This is a genomic window from Enterobacteriaceae endosymbiont of Donacia versicolorea, assembly GCF_012570965.1.
Taxonomy (GTDB): Bacteria; Pseudomonadota; Gammaproteobacteria; order Enterobacterales; family Enterobacteriaceae.
On record NZ_CP046214.1, the window covers coordinates 441,107 to 459,060 of the forward strand.

Here is a 17,954-nt window from a genome sequence, read left to right on the forward strand (position 1 = left end):
TCTCAAATAAATTTTTTTAAAATAATTAGTTATATTTTATAAATATTCCATATTTTTTCTAAATATATTTTAAAATAAAAATTATTTATTTTTAAAATATTTTTATTATTGATAATAATAACATAATCCATATTATAAAATATACGTTGATTTAAGCGAAAATATTCACGAATAATTCTTTTGAATTTATTTCTAATATTTGTTTTTTTTATTTTTTTTTTTTGTATAATAATACCGATTCTAGAATATTGTAATTTATTTACATGACTTAAAATAGTAAAATATCTATTTTTTATTTTATTTGGTTTGTTGAATATAAAATTATAATCTAATGAAGTTAAACGTTTATTTTTAGAAAATTTTAAATTACTCACTTTTTTTATTTAAATTTAATTTTATCTGATACTGTTAAATAAATACGATTTTTAACTCGACGACGATTTATAATATTTCTTCCATTATGTGTTTTCATTCTAATTCTAAAACCATGAGATCTTTTTCTTTTTAATATCGATGGTTGAAAAGTACGTTTCATTTAAATTTATACCTATATATATTATTTATATATAATTTATTATTACACAAAAAAAAGTTTTTATATATTTTTTTTTGAAAATTAAATTAATACTACTAATATACTTTTTTTATATGTTATTATTATAATGATAGTGTTTTATGTTATATATTTTAATTAGAAAATAAAAAATTATGGATCATGAAATTATAATTAATCGTGAATTATTGATAAAACCATTACAACATATTACAAATATTATTACTAATCATTCTATATTACCAATTATTAATAATATTTTAATAGAATTTTTAGAAAATGGAATGATTATTTTTAAAAGTACCAATTTGGAAATAGAAATAATATCTATTATAAATAATAAATTTAATAAAAAAAAATATTCTATTACTATACAAGGAAAAAAATTTTATAATATATGTTATAGTTTGCCTAAAAATAAAGATATTAAAATTTTATTTAATAAAAATCAAGCTATAATATCATCACAGAAATGTCTTTTTACAATAACTACATTTCCTATATATAATTTTCCTAAAATAAATTTTTTTAAACATGATATAGAATTTAATATTACTCATAAATTAATAAAAACTTTTATTAATTCTACTTATTTTTCAATAGCAAATAATGATGTAAGAAAATATTTAAATGGTTTATTATTAAAAATTAAAAATAATATTTTAAATATTGTATCAACTGATGGACATCGTTTATCAATTTATACTACTTATATTTCTAATACAAAAATAATTAATAATTATGCTATAATTGTACCACGTAAAAGCATATTTGAATTATCTAAATTAATTAAAAATACTGATGAATTAATAAATATAAAAATTAATAACAATAATATATGTTTTATTTTCAATAATTTAAAATTTACATCTAAACTAATAAAAAATGAATTTCCTAATTATCTTAAGATAATACCTAAAACATTTGATAAAACAATTAATATTAATCGTATTTTTTTAAAAAATGCTTTATATAGAATTTCTATTCTTGTTAATAATAATACTAAAGGAGTAACATTATCATTTAAAAATTATAAATTAAAAATTTTTAGTATTAATATTAATAATGAAACAGCTGAAGAAATATTAACAATAGATAAACATAATAACAAAATAAAATGTGATATTGATATATCAATAAATATTAGTTACTTAATTGATGTAATAAATGTATTAGATGGTGATATTATTAAAATATCTTTTATTAATAATATTTCTAGTATTAGAATAGAAGATAATAGTGATAAAAATAAATTTTATTTAATTATGCCCATGAAAATTTAAAATTTTATTTAAAATATAAAAATATGTGAGAGTTTAATTTGAATAATAAATATTATAGTTCATCAAGTATCCAGATTTTAAAAGGTTTAGATGCTGTAAAAAAAAGACCAGGTATGTATATAGGCAATACAGATGATGGTACAGGTTTACATCATATGGTTTTTGAAGTTATCGATAATGCAATAGATGAATCTTTAGCAGGTTTTTGTAAAAAAATTAATATCATCATACATAATGATAATTCTATTTCTATTATTGACGATGGTAGAGGAATACCGACTGGAATACATAGAGAAGCAAAAATATCTGCAGCTGAAGTAATTATGACTATATTACATGCTGGAGGAAAATTTAATAATAAATCATATAAATTATCTGGGGGATTACATGGTGTAGGTATTTCTGTAGTAAATGCTTTATCTAAAAAATTAGAATTAACTATAAAAAGAAATGGAAAATTATATAAACAATTTTATTATAATGGTATTCCAAAAGATAGATTAAAAATAATAGGAATTACTAATAATACAGGTACTCATATTAGATTTTGGCCTAATTATAATATTTTTAATAAAATTCAAGTATTTAATTATGAAATTTTATCTGAAAGATTAAGAGAATTATCATTTTTAAATTCAGGATTATTTCTTTCTATAACTGATGAAAAAAATAACAAATACGATTTTTTTCAATATATGGGAGGAATAAAAGAATTTATTAAATATTTAAATAAAAATTATGATCCTATTCATAAAAATATTTTTTATTGTTATACAAAAAATAGTTCTATTAATATAGAAATAGCTATGCAATGGAATAATTCTTTTAAAGAAAAGATATATTGTTTCACTAATAACATACCTCAAATACAAGGAGGTACACATTTATCAGGATTAAAATCCGCTATAACACGCACATTAAATTCATATATAGATAAAGAAGGTTATAATAAAAAAAAGAAAATAAATATAATAGGAAAAGATACTAGAGAAGGATTAATAGCAATTATATCTATTAAAATTATGAATCCTAAATTTTCTTCTCAAACTAAAGAAAAATTAATATCATCAGAAGTAAAGTCATTAGTTGAATGTTATGTTAATCAACAATTAATGTTTTTTCTTTTAGAAAAACCTAGAGATGCTAAAAATATAATAGAAAAAATTATATATGCAGCTAAAATAAGAGACACAGTAAGAAAAACTAGAGAAATAATAAAAAATCAAAATTTTACAGAAATATCAAGACTACCAGGAAAATTATCAGATTGTCAAGAAAATAATCCTGCTTTATCTGAAATTTATTTAGTAGAAGGAGATTCTGCTGGTGGATCAGCTAAACAAGGTAGAAATAGAAAAAACCAAGCTATTTTACCATTAAAAGGTAAAATTCTTAATGTTGAAAAAGCTAAATTTAATAAAATTCTTTCTTCTCAAGAAATAATTACTTTAATTACTGCATTAGGTTGTAATATTAATTCTGGAAAATATAATTTAGAAAAATTAAGATATCATAATATTATTATTATGACAGATGCAGATGTAGATGGGGCTCATATTCGTACTTTATTATTAACATTTTTTTATAGACAAATGCCAAAAATTATTGAAAGAGGATATATATATATAGCTCAACCTCCTTTATATAAAATAAGGAAAGGTAATCAAAAATTATATATTAAAAATGATGAAGAAATGACTTTATATAAATTAAAAATAGCATTAAATAATGCAATTTTTTATTTTAAAAAAACAAAAAAAACATTATCTAATAAAAAATTATGGATTTTAGCAAAAGAATATAATTTTGTTAAAAAAGTTATAAAATTTTCTAAATATATTTTTTTAAAAAAAATATTCTATGCATTATTATATAATTTAAAATTAAGTAAATTTGATAATTATGATAATGTCAAATTATGGTTAGATAATTTACTTTTATATTTAAATAATAATTTAATGAATATTACATTTACAGGATCAATTAATAAAAATATAGAAAAAAATATTTTTGAACCTATAATTTATGAAAATAAATATGGAAACAAAAATAGATATTTATTAGATAATAATTTTTTTATTAGTACAGAATATAAAAAAATATTTTTATTAGGAGATAAATTAATTTCCTTAAAAAATAAAAAAATTTCTTATATAAAAAAAAATAAAAAATATAAAAATATTAATTCTTTTGAAGAAGGAATTAAATGGTTATTAAAAGAATCTAGAAATAGTTTTACTATACAAAGATATAAAGGATTAGGTGAAATGAATCCAAATCAGTTATGGGAAACAACAATGAACCCTTTAACTCGTAGTATGTTAAAAGTAACAATTAAAGACGCAGAAAAAGCTAATCAATTATTTTCAACTTTAATGGGTGACGAAGTTGAACCTCGAAGATTATTTATAAAAAATCACGCATCACAAGTAATAAATATTGATATCTAATTTATTTGAAATTAAAATAAAATTATTTTAAATAAAATTAATAATTATGTAAATTCATTGTTTGAAATCTTTGTTCTATATTTTTTTCATACTTATTAAGTATTTTATTATTAATTAATCCTTGTTCAATTTCTCTTAATGCTAAAATAGTTGTTTTATCATTTTTTTCTTCTAATAAAGGAATTTTACCTCTTATTTGTATTTGTCTTGCTCTTTTTGAAGCAATAATAACTAAATCAAATCTATTACCTATTTTTTTAACTGCTTTTTCTACTGTAATTCTAGCCATATTTTTTCTTTATTAAAACTATTAATTTTATATTTTATATAAAAATATTTAGAATATAAAATATGTATATATTTTATATATATAAAAATCATTATATTTATATTATAATCTAACATATTTAAAATATACAATAATTAATATTAATATTTTAAATATAATTTAAGGTAATTAAATATGAATTTTAATAATATTTCTTCTGGAAAAAAGATACCTAATGATATTAATGTAATAATTGAAATATCTTTAAACTCAAATTCAATAAAATATGAAGTTAATAAAAAAAATGGAATATTATTTGTGGACCGCTTTATTCCTACTCCAATAATTTATCCATTTAATTATGGATATATAAATAATACATTATCTTTAGATGGAGATCCTTTAGATGTAGTTGTTATAACCAAATATTCAATTTTACCTGGTTCTGTAATTAGATGTCGTCCTATAGGATTATTAAATATGTTAGATGAATCTGGTGATGATAAAAAAATAATTGCAGTACCACATAAAAAAATTTCTAAAGAATATTGTTTAATAAAACAAATAAAAGATTTACCTATTTTAATACAAGAACAAATTATATATTTTTTTAAACATTATAAAGATTTAGAAAAAGAAAAATGGTGTAAAATTAATGGTTGGGAAAATTTAAAAAAAACACATGAAGAAATTTTATTTTCTATTAATAAATTTAAAAAAAAAAATATTAATTATTAATATTTTTTGAAAATTTATTTTAAAAAAATTTAATATAAACATTTTTTATATTATAATTTAATTAAATTTTACTAAAAATATATTTTATTAAAAGTAATTAATGAAGAAAATTTTATTAATGTTAAAATTTTTTAAAATTAATATTTTAATATTTATATTTTTTATAAAAGAATTATTATTTATGAATAAATATGTAAATTTTTTATAAAATTGCTTAATATTTAAAAAAAATTTTAATAATTTAATATATTTATATATATTTTATAAATTAAGGAATCATAATGTCTAAAATAAAAAAAATTATAGGTAGAGAAATTCTTGATTCTAGAGGACATCCAACTATTGAGGCAGAAGTTCATTTAAATAGTGGAATAATAGGAATTGCTTCAGTTCCTTCTGGTGCTTCTATTGGATCTAAAGAAGCAGTGGAATTACGTGATGGAAATAAAAAAAGATTTTTAGGTAAAGGAGTTTTAAAATCTATTAATATAATTAATACTACTATTAATAAATATTTATTTAATCAAAATTCATTAAATCAATCATATATAGATAATATTATGATTAATATGGATAATACTAATAATAAATCTAATTTTGGAGCAAATACTATTTTAGCTGTTTCTCTAGCTAATGCTAGAGCAGCAGCATTATTTGAAAATATACCATTATATAAGTATATAGGTATTATTAATAATACATCAAAAAAATTTTTTATGCCATTACCTATGATAAATATTATTAATGGTGGAAAACATGCCGATAATAATTTAGATATACAAGAATTTATGATACAACCTATTAGTGCAAAGAATATAAAAGAAGCAATACGTTATGGTTCAGAAATTTTTCATCATTTATTTAATGTTCTTAAAAAAAATAAAATGATTACATCAGTAGGCGATGAAGGAGGATATGCTCCAAATTTAAATAATAATAGTGAAGTATTTGATTTAATAGCAGAAGCTATTAAAAATGCTGGATTTATTTTAGGTAAAGATATTACTTTTGCTATTGATTGTGCTGCTTCTGAATTATATTATAATGGTAAATATAATTTACATAGTGAAAATATAAGTCTTTCTTCGAAAGAATTTACACATTTTTTATTAAATTTAACAAAAAAATATCCTATCTCCTCTATAGAGGATGGTTTAGATGAATCAGATTGGGAAGGTTTTATTTATCAAACAAAATTATTAGGAAATAAAATCCAATTGGTAGGAGATGATTTATTTGTTACTAATACTAAATTTTTAAAAAAAGGTATAAAAAAAAAAGTTGCTAATGCAATTTTAATAAAATTAAACCAAATTGGTTCTCTTACTGAAACTTTATCTACAATAAAATTAGCAAAAAAAACAGGATATAAAATTATTATTTCTCATAGATCAGGAGAAACAGAAGATTCTTTTATTTCTGATTTAGCTGTTGGTACTAATGCTGAACAAATTAAAACTGGATCTATGAGTCGTTCTGAAAGAATTTCAAAATATAATCAATTAATTAGAATTGAAGAAAAATTATAAAATAATTTTTATAAACTATGTTGTGTTTTCACTCAACATAGTAAAATTAATATTTTTTATGAAAAAATACAAAGAAAAACAAATAATATATTGGTTAAAAAAACAAAGTTTTTTTGCTAAAAATTTATTAAAAATATCATATTTATTAAATATTATTAATATTTTTATAATTATAATTCAAAATTGGATTTTAGCTAAACAAGTACAATCTTTCTTTATTGAAGAAAAAAAAAATCTAATTTTTTATTATAATATAATATTATTTTCTTGTTTTATTACTAGACCATTAATAACATTATTAATTAATAAAACTAATTATAATTATAGTCAATTAATAAAAAATATTATTCGAAAAAAAATTATAAATAAATTATTACATGAATATTATGAACATTTAAAAAATAATATGTTAGGATCTGATTTGTCTTTAATTATAGATCAAGTAGAATATTTACAAAATTATTATCAAAAATATATACCTCAATTTTTTATTGTTAAAATAACATCTTTAATAATTTTAATAAATATATTTTTTATTAGTTGGATAACAGGTTTTTTACTTATTATTATTAGTATATTAATTATTTTTTTTATAATATTGATTGGTAAACAAACTATAAAAAAAAATAAAAAAAATTTTAAAATATTATCACTTTTAAATGGATTTTTTCTTGATAGATTAAAAGGAATAGAAATTATTCGTTTATTTAATTTAAAAAAAATAGAAATAAAAAAAATATCATTATATATTGAACAATTTAGAAAAAAAAATATTGAAATATTAAAAATTGTTTTTTTAACTTCTGCAATTTTAGAATTTTTTACTACAATTTCTTTAGCATTTGTAGCTATGTATTTTAGTTTCACATATTTAAATATAATAAATTTTGGATTTTATAATAAAAATATTGAACTATTTCATGGTTTTTTTATATTAATTTTAATTTCTGAATATTTTCAAAATTTTAATAATTTAGGAATACTTTATCATATTAAATCTAAAGCAATTAGTGCTGCTGATAATATTATAAAATTATTAAATAATCAAAAATTTACTAATATAAATATTAAAAATAATTTTTTCTTTAAAAAAACAAAAAAAATAAAAATAGAAGCTAAAAATTTAATAGTTAAAAATAAAATAGGTGATATATTAATAGGTCCTATTTCTTTTAAAATAAATTCTAAAAAAAATATAATTATTAGTGGGACTAATGGATGCGGTAAAACAACATTATTTAATGTTTTATTAGGTTTTATACCTTATAATGGATCATTAAAAATTAATAATATAGAATTTAAAAATATAAATTTATATAATTGGTATAAACAAATATCATGTATTATGCAAAATCCTAGACTTTTTCCTAATATAACAATTAAAAAAAATTTATTTTTTAATAAAAAAATAAAAAAAAAAAAAATAAAAGAAATTATCAAAAAAATTGGTATAATGAATTTTATAAATAAATTACCTGATAAATTAAATACAATTATTGATGAAAAAAATTCATGCTTATCAATTGGACAAATACAAAGAATAGTCATTGCTAGATCTTTAATAAAAGATGGTATTTTATTATTATTAGATGAACCTATAAGTAATATTGATATGAAAAGTCAACATAATATTATGAAAGTAATACAAAAAAATACTTCATCTTTTAATATTAGTATAACTATTACCCATAAAATATATAATTTTAATTATTATGATGAAATTTGGTATATGAAAAATGGTAAAATTTTTAAAAAAATATATCCAAAATTAAAAAAATAAATTTTCCTAAAAAAGGAGTTTTTAAAAATGTTTTATTTATTATATTTTTTGAAATATTATAAAAAATATATTAAAAAAATTTTTTTAGGTATTATTTTATCCATAATTAATAATTTATTATATATTATATTATCCATAATATCTGGTTATTTATTAACCTCTACTTTTTTATTAAGTATTAATAAAAATAATTTCATATATTATAACTATATTATACCTTCAATTATTATTAGAATTATTTCAATAATAAAAATTATTACAAAATATTTTGAAAAAATAATTCAACATAATACTACTTTATATTTATTAAAAAGTGTAAGGATTTTAATTTTAAAAAAAATATTCCCTTTATATCCATCTAATTTAACTATATTTCAAAATATTGAAATATTAAATATGTTAGTCTCTGATATCGAAACATTAGATTTTTTATATATACAAATAATTTCACCTATTTTTAGTGTTTTTATTACAATATTAATAATTTTTATAAATTTTATTTTTTTAAATTTTTTTTTTTCTTTAATGTCATTAAGTATTTTTATTATTTTAATATTATTATATTCAGTATATTTTTATAAAAAAGGGAAAATAATAGGGGAAAAAAATATAAAAATAAAAAAGAAATATTATTTTACTATAAGTAACCTTTTATCATATCGTATAGAACATAGATTATTTAATAATATTAAATATATATTTAAAAAAATAGATTTATTAGAATTTAAATGGCAAAAAATACAATTTATACAGAATAAATATAATACTCAATCTCAAGTATTAATAATTTTTATTATTAATATTAGTATATTATTATTTATAATTTATAGTCATATATATTCTTATAATATAAATATAAAACATAAAATTATTTTATTTTTATTATTTTTAACTTCATTATCTAATATATTACTTCCTATAAGTAATATTTTTCAAAATATTAGTGAAATATTTTTATCAGCTAAAAATATATTTAATATTATAGAACAAAAACCTCTTATTAATTTTACAAATAAAAATAAATATAAAAAAAAAAAAATTTTAACTATAGATATAGTAAATTTATCATTTCGTTATAATAATAAATCTCCATATGTATTAAAAAATATATCATTAAATATAAAACAAAAACAAAAAATAATTATAACTGGACATAATGGTAGTGGTAAATCTACATTATTAATGTTATTAACAAGAGCATGGGACCCTTTTAAAGGTAATATTTATTATAATAAATATAATTTAAAAAATTGGGATTTATTCTTATTAAGAAATAATATTAGTGTTATAAGCCAAAGAGTATATCTTTTAAGTGATACATTAAAAAATAATATTCTTTTAAATAATCAAAATAATAAACATATTAATGATAATTATTTAATAAAAATTTTAAAATTAGTAGGTTTAGAAAAATTATTAGATAATAAAAAAGGATTAGATTTATGGATGGGAGATGGAGGTAAAATTATTTCTGGAGGAGAATTAAAAAAATTAGGCATAGCACGAACTATAATACATAATGGAAATTTAATTTTATTAGATGAACCTACTGAAGGATTAGATGTTTTAGCATCTAATCAAATTATGAATTTAATATTTTCTATTTTTTATAATAAAACAATTATTTTTATTACTCATAATATTAATATTTTAAAAAAAGCAGATTGTATCTATTTTATAGAAAATGGTTATTTAATTAAAAAAGGTAAATTTAGTAATTTAATAAAAAAAAAGAACTATTATTGGAATTTTATAAAAAATAATATAGTATAATTTTATATATTTATAATAATAAGGAATTTTTGTGTCTAAAGAAAATAATATAGAAATGCAAGGAGTAGTATTAAATACATTACCTAATACTATTTTTCATGTGAAATTAGAAAATGGTCATATAATAACTGCTCATATATCTGGAAAAATGAGAAAAAATTATATTCGTATATTAACAGGAGATAAAGTAACTGTAGAATTAACTCCATATGATTTAAAAAAAGGTAGAATTATTTTCCGTAGTCGTTAATAAATTTTAAATTTAATTTTAAGTTAATAACTAATTTAATAAAAAATTAATTATTATTCGTTTTTATTTAAAAATTTTTGTGCATCTAATGCAGCCATACATCCTGTAGCTGCTGATGTTATTGCTTGTCTATAAATATGATCCATAACATCTCCAGCAGCAAAAATTCCAGGAATATTCGTTTGTGTAAAAAAATTTTTATGATTTAATTTATAATGATTTGTTAATATATAACCTTTTTTATTAAGTTTTAATTTTTTTTGAAATAAACTAGTATTAGGAATACTACCTATTAAAATAAATATACCATATACGGGTATTATTTCAGTACTTTGATTATTAAGGGAAATAATTTTTATATTTGTAACTCCAGTATGATTACCTAATATTTTTTTTACTACATAAGGAGCATGTAAAATTATTTTTTTATCTTTTATTTTTTTTTCAATTTTTTGAATTAATATTTTTTCTGCAGTAAAATAATTTTTTCTATGTATTAAATGTACCTGAGAAGAAATATTTGATAAATATAATGCTTCTTCTAAAGCAGTATTTCCACCTCCTATAACAGAAACTATTTTATTTCGATATAAAAATCCATCACAAACAGCACAATAGGATATTCCTTTACCTAAAAATTTTTTTTCAGAAGATAAACCTAAAAGTTTTGGATATGATCCTGTTGCTATAATAATACTTTTACAAATAAAATTAAATAAATTTCCCTCTAAAATAAAAGGAGATTTTTTAAAATTAATAATTTTTATTATTGTATCATTAATAACTTTAGTATTAAAATAGACAGCATGATCATTTAATTGTTTCATTAATTTTGATCCAGTTATATATGGAAAATTTCCTGGCCAATTTTCTATATTTAATGTTTGTATTAATTGTCCTCCAATATTTTTTCCAGTTATTAAAATAGGATTTAAGTTTGCTCTTGCAGCATATATAGCTGAAGTAAAGCCAGCAGGACCAGAACCTAAAATAAGAAGTTTTGTTTTTTTTGTATTTTTCATATTTATTTATTTTTTATTATCATGAATAATATTTTATATATTAGAATTAAATAATACATAATATACTATGTTTATAAAATAAATTTATATTATTTTATATATTTATATTATAATACCTAATTATTTAATATTTAGTATAGGAAACTATTATGTTGGATGTTAAATTATTACGTAATAATATTGATTATGTTTATAATATTTTAAAAAAAAGAAATTTTGATTTAAATATTAATTTAATAAAAAAATTAGAAAAAAAACGAAAAAATTTACAAATAAAAATGGAATTTTTACAAGTAAAAAGAAATCAAATTTCTAAAATTTTATCACAAAAAAATAATAATAATATTGTTAAATTAAAAAAAAAAGTAATCAATTATAATAATAAAATATCTAAATATAAAATTACATTAGATAGTGTAAAAAAAGATATAAATATAATTTATAGTATGATACCTAATTTACCATTAGAAGATGTTCCTATTGGTCAAAATAGTAGTGAAAATAAAGAAATTGGGAAATGGGGTAATATAAAACAATATAATTTTCTTGTACGTGATCATTTAGAATTAGGTATTTTAAATAAAGGAATTGATATAGAATCAGCTGTAAATTTAAGTGGATCAAAATTTATTATTTTAAAAGGATTAATAGCATATTTACATCGTATTCTTATTCAATTTATGTTAGATATACATATTAATAGACATGGTTATAAAGAAATATATGTTCCATATATAGTTAAAAAAAAAAATTTATATGGAACTGGACAATTACCAAAATTTAATAAAGATCTCTTTCAAATAAAAAATTTTAAAAATAAAAATAAATGTGAATATTTTTTAATTCCAACAGCAGAAGTTCCATTAACTAATTTATTAAATAATAAAATTGTTGAAGAAAAAATATTACCGTTAAAATTAGTAGCTCATAGTACTTGTTTTAGATCTGAAGTTGGTTCATATGGACAAAATGATAAAGGTTTAATACGTACACATCAATTTGATAAAGTAGAATTAGTACAATTAGTTAAACCTGAAAATTCGATAAAAACTTTAGAAGAAATTACTCAACATGCAGAAAAAATATTACAATTATTAAATTTACCTTATAGAAAAATGTTATTATGTACAGGAGATATGAGTTTTTCTTCAAGTAAAACATATGATTTAGAAGTATGGTTTCCATCAAAAAATAAATATTATGAAATTTCTTCTTGTTCTAATATGTGGGATTTTCAATCTAGAAGAATAAAAGCAAGATATAGAAAAATAAAAAATAATGAAATTAATTTTATACATACTCTTAATGGATCAGGACTTGCAGTAGGAAGAACATTAGCTGCAATAATGGAAAATTATCAGCTCGAAGATGGCACAATTATTATACCAAAAATATTACAGTCATATATGAAAGGAATAACACATATAAAATAATAATTTTATTATTTTTTATTTATACTTTTTGTTTAAATAAATTTTGTATAGAATTATATAGATGAATAGTTTTAAATAAACGAGTAGGTACTACAAAAATAGTATCGTCTCCAGCAATAGTGCCTAATATTCCTTCTGGTTTTCCTAAAGAATCTAATAATCTTGCTATTAATTGAGCAGCTCCAGGACTTGTATGAATAATAATTAAAACATCATTATAATCAATGTCTAAAACTAAATTTTTTAGTGGACTAGTTGTATTTGGTACACTTAACTCTAAAGGAAAACAATAAACCATCTCCATTTTAGTATTTCTAATTCTTACTGCTCCAAATTTTGTTAACATTCTAGATACTTTAGATTGATTAATATTATTAAATCCTTCTTTTTGTAAAGCGTTTACAATTTCAGTTTGTGTACTAAATTTTTCTTGTTTAATTAAATTTTTAAATATTTTAACTAAATTATCCTCTTTTTTTTTTGTAAAAATTATTCCCATAAAAATCACCAATAAAATAAAAGCAAAAATTATTTATTTAAAATAATAAAATTACTATTTACTAAATTTATTAAAATTTAAAAAGACTAATTGCATTTATAGCGTAACTATATTATCATATTTTAATAAAAATTTATATTTTTTTATTAAAAAATTTAATAATATATAAAAAAATTTAATTTTATTAAAATTTATGTTTTGGATAAATATACAATATGAATAATATCTTAAAAAATAATCTTCATCATCAATGGTATCTTATAAATGCAAAAAAAAAAATTTTAGGAAGATTATCTAGTATAATTACCTATTATTTAATGGGTAAACATAAAATTTTATATAAACCTTATATTGATATAGGTGATTATGTTATTGTAATTAATGCTGAACAAATTAAAATTACAGGGAAAAAAAATAAAAATAAATTTTATTTTAGTCATAGTGGATATGCTGGAGGATTAAAGAAAATATCTTTTGAACAATTAATTAAAAAAAACCCTCAAAAAATAATTCAACATTCAATTAAAGGTATGTTACCTAAAAATAAAATAGGAATGTTAATGTTAAAAAGATTAAAAATTTATAAAGGTAAAATTCATAAACATATTGCTCAAAAAAAATACATTTTAAATATTTAATTATCTTTTATTATCAGGATGTAAAATAATGAAAAATATTGTTAATTATTATTATGGTACAGGAAGAAGAAAAAGTTCTTCGGCTAGGGTATTTATTAAAAAAGGTAATGGATCAATTAATATTAATAAAAAAGATATAAATATTTTTTTTGTTAGAAATACACATCGTTTAATGATTATAAAACCCTTAGAATTAATAAATATGAATAATAAATTAGATTTATATATTACTGTAAAAGGAGGTGGTATTTCTGGACAAGCAGGAGCTATTAGACATGGAATTACTAGAGCTTTAATAAAATATGATGCTTTTTTTAGAAAAGATCTAAAAAAAATAGGTTTTATAACTCGTGATGATCGTAAAGTAGAACGTAAAAAAGTAGGATTTAAAAAATCTAGACGTAGTCCGCAATTTTCAAAACGTTAAAAATTAATTTTTATAACTATTAATTACAGTAAATTTTTTTATAAAAAATTTTATTAAAATAATTTTAATATTTATAAATTAATTAGATTTAAAATTATAAATTTTAATCTTTTTTATGAATGTTTTTCCGAGAATAAATATGGATAAATTTATTATAAAAGGTCCTGTTCAGTTAAAAGGAAAAATAAATATTTCTGGATCTAAAAATGCTGCTTTACCTATTTTATTTGCATCTATTTTAATAGATGAATCAGTAGAAATTAAAAATATACCCAAATTAAAAGATATAGATAACGCTATTAAATTACTTTTACATTTAGGAGTAAAAATAAAAAAAGGAAAATCATTAATAATAAATGCAAATAATTTATATGATTATTATGTTATTCCTAAAAATTTGGTTAAATCTATTAGAGCTTCAATTTGGTTAATAAGTCCAATATTAAGTCGTTTAGGTAAAATTAAAATATCTTTACCTGGAGGATGTTCTATTGGAACAAGACCTATTGACTTACATATTAAATATTTAAAAAAATTAGGTGCTAAAATTTATATAAAAAATGATAATATTTATGCTTATATAAATAAAACATTTAAGGGTTCTCATATTATAATGGAAAAAAGTAGTGTGGGAGCTACTATTAGCATTATTTTAGCTGCTATTTATGCATACAAAATAACTATTATTGATAATGCAGCAAAAGAACCTGAAATAAAAGATTTAGCTAATTTTTTAAATACTATGGGAGCTAAAATTAAAGGTGCTGGTACAAATCAAATAATTATTAAAGGTGTTTTTAAATTAAAAGGAGGTATTTATAAAATAATATCTGATAGAATAGAAACAGGAACTTTTTTAATAGCTGCTGCTATATCTGGAGGACAAATATTATGTCAAAAAACTAATCCTAAAAATTTAGATATTGTATTAAAAAAATTAAAATATACTGGTGCAGAAATTAAGACAGGTAAAAATTGGTGTAGTCTTAATATGAAAAATAGAAAACCTAAAGCAGTTGATATAATTACAGGACCTTATCCTAATTTTCCTACTGATATTCAACCACAATTTACTTTATTAAATTTAATTGCATTAGGTAAAAGTAAAGTAACAGAAACTATTTTTGAAAATAGATTTTTATATATACATGAATTAATAAAAATGGGAGCAAACGTTTTTTTTAGAAAAAATCAAGTAATTTGTAAAGGAGTCAAGAAACTTTATAGTGCAAAAATTGTAGCAACAGATTTAAGAGCTTCAATAAGTTTAGTTTTAGCTGGTTGTATTGCTTCTGGAAAAACTATTATTAATAATATTAATTATATTGATCGTGGTTATGAAACCATAGAAAAAAAATTAATATCTTTAGGTGCAAATATTAAAAGAATAAAGAATAATTAATATAAATATTAAAATATAATAAAATAATTAAGATAATATTTTTTATTAATTATTTTATTATATTTTATTATATTTTATAATTTTAATTATATAGATTAAAATTAAATTATTTTATAAGGATGATAGCATGTATGCTATTTTTGATAGTTGTGGTAAACAATATAAAGTTATTCAAGGACAAATTATTAAACTAGAAAAAATTAAAGGAAAAATTGGTGATAATATTGAATTTAAAAATATTTTAATGATATATGATAAAAATAAAATAAATATTGGTACTCCTATTATTATAGGAGCTAAAATAATAGCAGAATTAATTTTACATGGGAAAGAAAATAAAATTAAAATAATTAAATTTCGTAGAAGAAAACATTATAAAAAAACGCAAGGTCATCGTCAATTATTTACTAATATTAAAATTATTAAAATTCAATATTTAAAATAGGAATTTTTTTATGGCACATAAAAAAGCTGGAGGATCCTCTAGAAATGGAAGAGATTCTCATGCGAAAAGATTAGGTATTAAATGTTTTGGTGGAGAAAAAGTAAAATCTGGATTTATTATTATTAGACAAAGAGGAACTAAATTTCATGCAGGAAATAACGTTGGTTGTGGTAGAGATCATACTTTATTTTCAAAAATTAACGGTATTGTTAAGTTTACAAAAAAAGGGTTTAAGAAAAAAAAATATATTAATGTTATAAAAAATCATTTTAATAAATAAAAAATTTAAATAAATATTTTAAAATATTAGATATTTTATATGTTTTAAATATATATATATCTTTTATATATTATTTTTTGTTTTATATGGAGTTATAATGAAATTTTTTGATAAAGCAATTATATATATAAAATCAGGTAAAGGAGGAGATGGATGTATTAGTTTTCATCGTGCAAAATATATACCCAAAGGAGGTCCTGACGGAGGTAATGGAGGTAAAGGAGGTAATATATATTTTATATCTAATAATAATATCAACACACTTACTAATTTTTTTTGTCAAAATAATTATATATCTGAAAACGGATCACATGGTAAAAATTGTCAACGTACAGGAAAAAATGGGAAAAATTTAATTATTCAAGTTCCAATCGGAACAAAAATTATTGATATAGAAAAAAAAAAAACTCTTATATTTTTTGATCGAAATAATCAAATTTTTTTAATTGCACAAGGAGGAAAAGGTGGATTAGGAAATATTAATTTTAAATCTTCTATTAATAGAACTCCATATAAAAGAACAAAGGGTAGTTTAGGAGAAAAAAAAAGAATAAAATTAGAATTATATTTAAAAGTAAATATAGGTATATTAGGTTTTCCTAATACAGGAAAATCAACATTTATAAAAAAAATATCTTCTGCTAATACTAAGATTGGTGATTATTTTTTTACAACAATAAAACCTGTTTTAGGTACTGTTAAAAATAAATTTAATAATAATTTTTTTTCGATATTAGATGTTCCAGGTATTATAAAAAAATCTTCAATTGGTAAAGGATTAGGTTTAAATTTTATTAAACATTTTAAATATTGTAATTTAATACTACATTTTATAGATATATCAATAATTAATAATCATGATAAAATCATTAATGCTATAAATACTATTAATTTTGAAATTAAAAAATTTAATAAAAAAATTCTTTTAAAAGATCAATGGCTAATTTTCAATAAAATTGATTTATTTGATAATATGAATGATTTAAAACTTTATATTAATAATATATTATTAAATTTTAAATTTATAAAAAAATATTATTTAATATCTTCTAAAGAAGATATTGGAATTAAAAAATTATGTACAGATATTTTTCAATATTTATATAATTAAAAATTTAATTTTATTAATTATTGTATTAAAGAATAATATAACATATTTGTGTAATTTTATTTGGATTATAAAA

At 18.2% G+C, this 17,954-nt stretch carries 19 protein-coding genes; 14 read left to right on the top strand and 5 right to left on the bottom strand.

Annotated elements, in window-relative coordinates; genetic code table 11:
• Window positions 1–29 precede the first annotated feature (29 nt).
• Complete coding sequence (gene rnpA, locus GJT89_RS02125; RefSeq protein ID WP_168894887.1) at window positions 30–374, bottom strand: ribonuclease P protein component; 345 nt, start codon at window positions 372–374, stop codon at window positions 30–32.
• A 5-nt stretch (window positions 375–379) separates the two neighbouring features.
• A complete protein-coding gene (gene rpmH, locus GJT89_RS02130) occupies window positions 380–535 on the bottom strand; it encodes a 50S ribosomal protein L34 (RefSeq protein WP_168894888.1) in 156 nt (51 codons plus the stop codon).
• 173 nt (window positions 536–708) lie between these two features.
• Between rpmH and dnaN the strand changes: the two genes are divergently transcribed.
• Complete coding sequence (gene dnaN, locus GJT89_RS02135; protein WP_168894889.1) at window positions 709–1,836, top strand: DNA polymerase III subunit beta; 1,128 nt, start codon at window positions 709–711, stop codon at window positions 1,834–1,836.
• A 38-nt stretch (window positions 1,837–1,874) separates the two neighbouring features.
• Window positions 1,875–4,286, top strand: coding sequence for a DNA topoisomerase (ATP-hydrolyzing) subunit B (gyrB, locus tag GJT89_RS02140; RefSeq protein ID WP_168894890.1), 2,412 nt, complete (start codon window positions 1,875–1,877; stop codon window positions 4,284–4,286).
• A gap of 37 nt (window positions 4,287–4,323) precedes the next feature.
• Here the strand turns inward: gyrB and rpoZ are convergent, their stop codons facing one another.
• Entirely contained in the window at window positions 4,324–4,575 is a 252-nt protein-coding gene (gene rpoZ / locus GJT89_RS02145) for a DNA-directed RNA polymerase subunit omega (RefSeq protein ID WP_168894891.1), read from the bottom strand.
• A gap of 174 nt (window positions 4,576–4,749) precedes the next feature.
• Between rpoZ and ppa the strand changes: the two genes are divergently transcribed.
• From ppa to infA, 5 genes are all read left to right on the top strand, one after another.
• A complete protein-coding gene (ppa, locus tag GJT89_RS02150; RefSeq protein WP_168894892.1) occupies window positions 4,750–5,292 on the top strand; it encodes an inorganic diphosphatase in 543 nt (180 codons plus the stop codon).
• A 281-nt stretch (window positions 5,293–5,573) separates the two neighbouring features.
• Window positions 5,574–6,821, top strand: a complete 1,248-nt coding sequence (gene eno / locus GJT89_RS02155; RefSeq protein WP_168894893.1) for a phosphopyruvate hydratase — start codon at window positions 5,574–5,576, stop codon at window positions 6,819–6,821.
• Window positions 6,822–6,879: 58 nt separating this feature from the next.
• Window positions 6,880–8,601, top strand: coding sequence for an ATP-binding cassette domain-containing protein (locus GJT89_RS02160; protein ID WP_168894894.1), 1,722 nt, complete (start codon window positions 6,880–6,882; stop codon window positions 8,599–8,601).
• A gap of 27 nt (window positions 8,602–8,628) precedes the next feature.
• A complete protein-coding gene (locus GJT89_RS02165) occupies window positions 8,629–10,374 on the top strand; it encodes an ATP-binding cassette domain-containing protein (protein ID WP_168894895.1) in 1,746 nt (581 codons plus the stop codon).
• Between the two features lie 31 nt (window positions 10,375–10,405).
• Window positions 10,406–10,624, top strand: a complete 219-nt coding sequence (gene infA / locus GJT89_RS02170) for a translation initiation factor IF-1 (RefSeq protein ID WP_168894896.1) — start codon at window positions 10,406–10,408, stop codon at window positions 10,622–10,624.
• A gap of 53 nt (window positions 10,625–10,677) precedes the next feature.
• Here infA and trxB read toward each other — a convergent pair whose 3' ends face one another.
• Window positions 10,678–11,646 (bottom strand): thioredoxin-disulfide reductase, encoded by a 969-nt coding sequence (gene trxB / locus GJT89_RS02175; RefSeq protein ID WP_168894897.1) that lies wholly within the window; start codon window positions 11,644–11,646, stop codon window positions 10,678–10,680.
• Window positions 11,647–11,795: 149 nt separating this feature from the next.
• Between trxB and serS the strand changes: the two genes are divergently transcribed.
• Window positions 11,796–13,079: a serine--tRNA ligase gene (gene serS, locus GJT89_RS02180; protein WP_168894898.1), complete on the top strand. Its 1,284-nt coding sequence runs from the start codon at window positions 11,796–11,798 to the stop codon at window positions 13,077–13,079.
• A gap of 19 nt (window positions 13,080–13,098) precedes the next feature.
• On the opposite strand, the gene argR is transcribed toward serS, so the two are convergent.
• The gene (argR, locus tag GJT89_RS02185) at window positions 13,099–13,578 is read right to left on the bottom strand and encodes a transcriptional regulator ArgR (RefSeq protein ID WP_425484084.1); all 480 of its coding nucleotides are present in this window, start codon (window positions 13,576–13,578) and stop codon (window positions 13,099–13,101) included.
• Between the two features lie 215 nt (window positions 13,579–13,793).
• On the opposite strand from argR, the gene rplM reads away from it, so the two are divergent.
• From rplM to cgtA, 6 genes are all read left to right on the top strand, one after another.
• Window positions 13,794–14,216 (top strand): 50S ribosomal protein L13, encoded by a 423-nt coding sequence (gene rplM, locus GJT89_RS02190; protein WP_168894899.1) that lies wholly within the window; start codon window positions 13,794–13,796, stop codon window positions 14,214–14,216.
• Window positions 14,217–14,244: 28 nt separating this feature from the next.
• Window positions 14,245–14,643, top strand: a complete 399-nt coding sequence (gene rpsI / locus GJT89_RS02195; RefSeq protein WP_168894900.1) for a 30S ribosomal protein S9 — start codon at window positions 14,245–14,247, stop codon at window positions 14,641–14,643.
• Between the two features lie 139 nt (window positions 14,644–14,782).
• Window positions 14,783–16,045: a UDP-N-acetylglucosamine 1-carboxyvinyltransferase gene (murA, locus tag GJT89_RS02200; RefSeq protein ID WP_168894901.1), complete on the top strand. Its 1,263-nt coding sequence runs from the start codon at window positions 14,783–14,785 to the stop codon at window positions 16,043–16,045.
• 127 nt (window positions 16,046–16,172) lie between these two features.
• A complete protein-coding gene (gene rplU, locus GJT89_RS02205) occupies window positions 16,173–16,490 on the top strand; it encodes a 50S ribosomal protein L21 (RefSeq protein WP_168894902.1) in 318 nt (105 codons plus the stop codon).
• A gap of 10 nt (window positions 16,491–16,500) precedes the next feature.
• Complete coding sequence (gene rpmA / locus GJT89_RS02210) at window positions 16,501–16,770, top strand: 50S ribosomal protein L27 (RefSeq protein WP_168894903.1); 270 nt, start codon at window positions 16,501–16,503, stop codon at window positions 16,768–16,770.
• Between the two features lie 97 nt (window positions 16,771–16,867).
• On the top strand, window positions 16,868–17,881 hold the full coding sequence (cgtA, locus tag GJT89_RS02215) for an Obg family GTPase CgtA (RefSeq protein ID WP_168894904.1): 1,014 nt from the start codon (window positions 16,868–16,870) through the stop codon (window positions 17,879–17,881).
• Window positions 17,882–17,954 lie beyond the last annotated feature (73 nt).

What these genes read in the sequence shown, in the direction of transcription:
- eno (WP_168894893.1), top strand. Translation starts at nt 5,574, where the DNA reads ATGTCTAAAATAAAAAAAATTATAGGTAGAGAAATTCTTGATTCTAGA.
- GJT89_RS02165 (WP_168894895.1), top strand. Translation starts at nt 8,629, where the DNA reads ATGTTTTATTTATTATATTTTTTGAAATATTATAAAAAATATATTAAA.
- rpsI (WP_168894900.1), top strand. Translation starts at nt 14,245, where the DNA reads ATGAAAAATATTGTTAATTATTATTATGGTACAGGAAGAAGAAAAAGT.
- cgtA (WP_168894904.1), top strand. Translation starts at nt 16,868, where the DNA reads ATGAAATTTTTTGATAAAGCAATTATATATATAAAATCAGGTAAAGGA.
- murA (WP_168894901.1), top strand. Translation starts at nt 14,783, where the DNA reads ATGGATAAATTTATTATAAAAGGTCCTGTTCAGTTAAAAGGAAAAATA.
- rpoZ (WP_168894891.1), bottom strand. Translation starts at nt 4,575, where the DNA reads ATGGCTAGAATTACAGTAGAAAAAGCAGTTAAAAAAATAGGTAATAGA.
- GJT89_RS02160 (WP_168894894.1), top strand. Translation starts at nt 6,880, where the DNA reads ATGAAAAAATACAAAGAAAAACAAATAATATATTGGTTAAAAAAACAA.
- serS (WP_168894898.1), top strand. Translation starts at nt 11,796, where the DNA reads ATGTTGGATGTTAAATTATTACGTAATAATATTGATTATGTTTATAAT.
- rpmA (WP_168894903.1), top strand. Translation starts at nt 16,501, where the DNA reads ATGGCACATAAAAAAGCTGGAGGATCCTCTAGAAATGGAAGAGATTCT.
- ppa (WP_168894892.1), top strand. Translation starts at nt 4,750, where the DNA reads ATGAATTTTAATAATATTTCTTCTGGAAAAAAGATACCTAATGATATT.
- rpmH (WP_168894888.1), bottom strand. Translation starts at nt 535, where the DNA reads ATGAAACGTACTTTTCAACCATCGATATTAAAAAGAAAAAGATCTCAT.
- argR (WP_425484084.1), bottom strand. Translation starts at nt 13,578, where the DNA reads ATGGGAATAATTTTTACAAAAAAAAAAGAGGATAATTTAGTTAAAATA.
- dnaN (WP_168894889.1), top strand. Translation starts at nt 709, where the DNA reads ATGGATCATGAAATTATAATTAATCGTGAATTATTGATAAAACCATTA.
- trxB (WP_168894897.1), bottom strand. Translation starts at nt 11,646, where the DNA reads ATGAAAAATACAAAAAAAACAAAACTTCTTATTTTAGGTTCTGGTCCT.
- rplU (WP_168894902.1), top strand. Translation starts at nt 16,173, where the DNA reads ATGTATGCTATTTTTGATAGTTGTGGTAAACAATATAAAGTTATTCAA.
- rplM (WP_168894899.1), top strand. Translation starts at nt 13,794, where the DNA reads ATGAATAATATCTTAAAAAATAATCTTCATCATCAATGGTATCTTATA.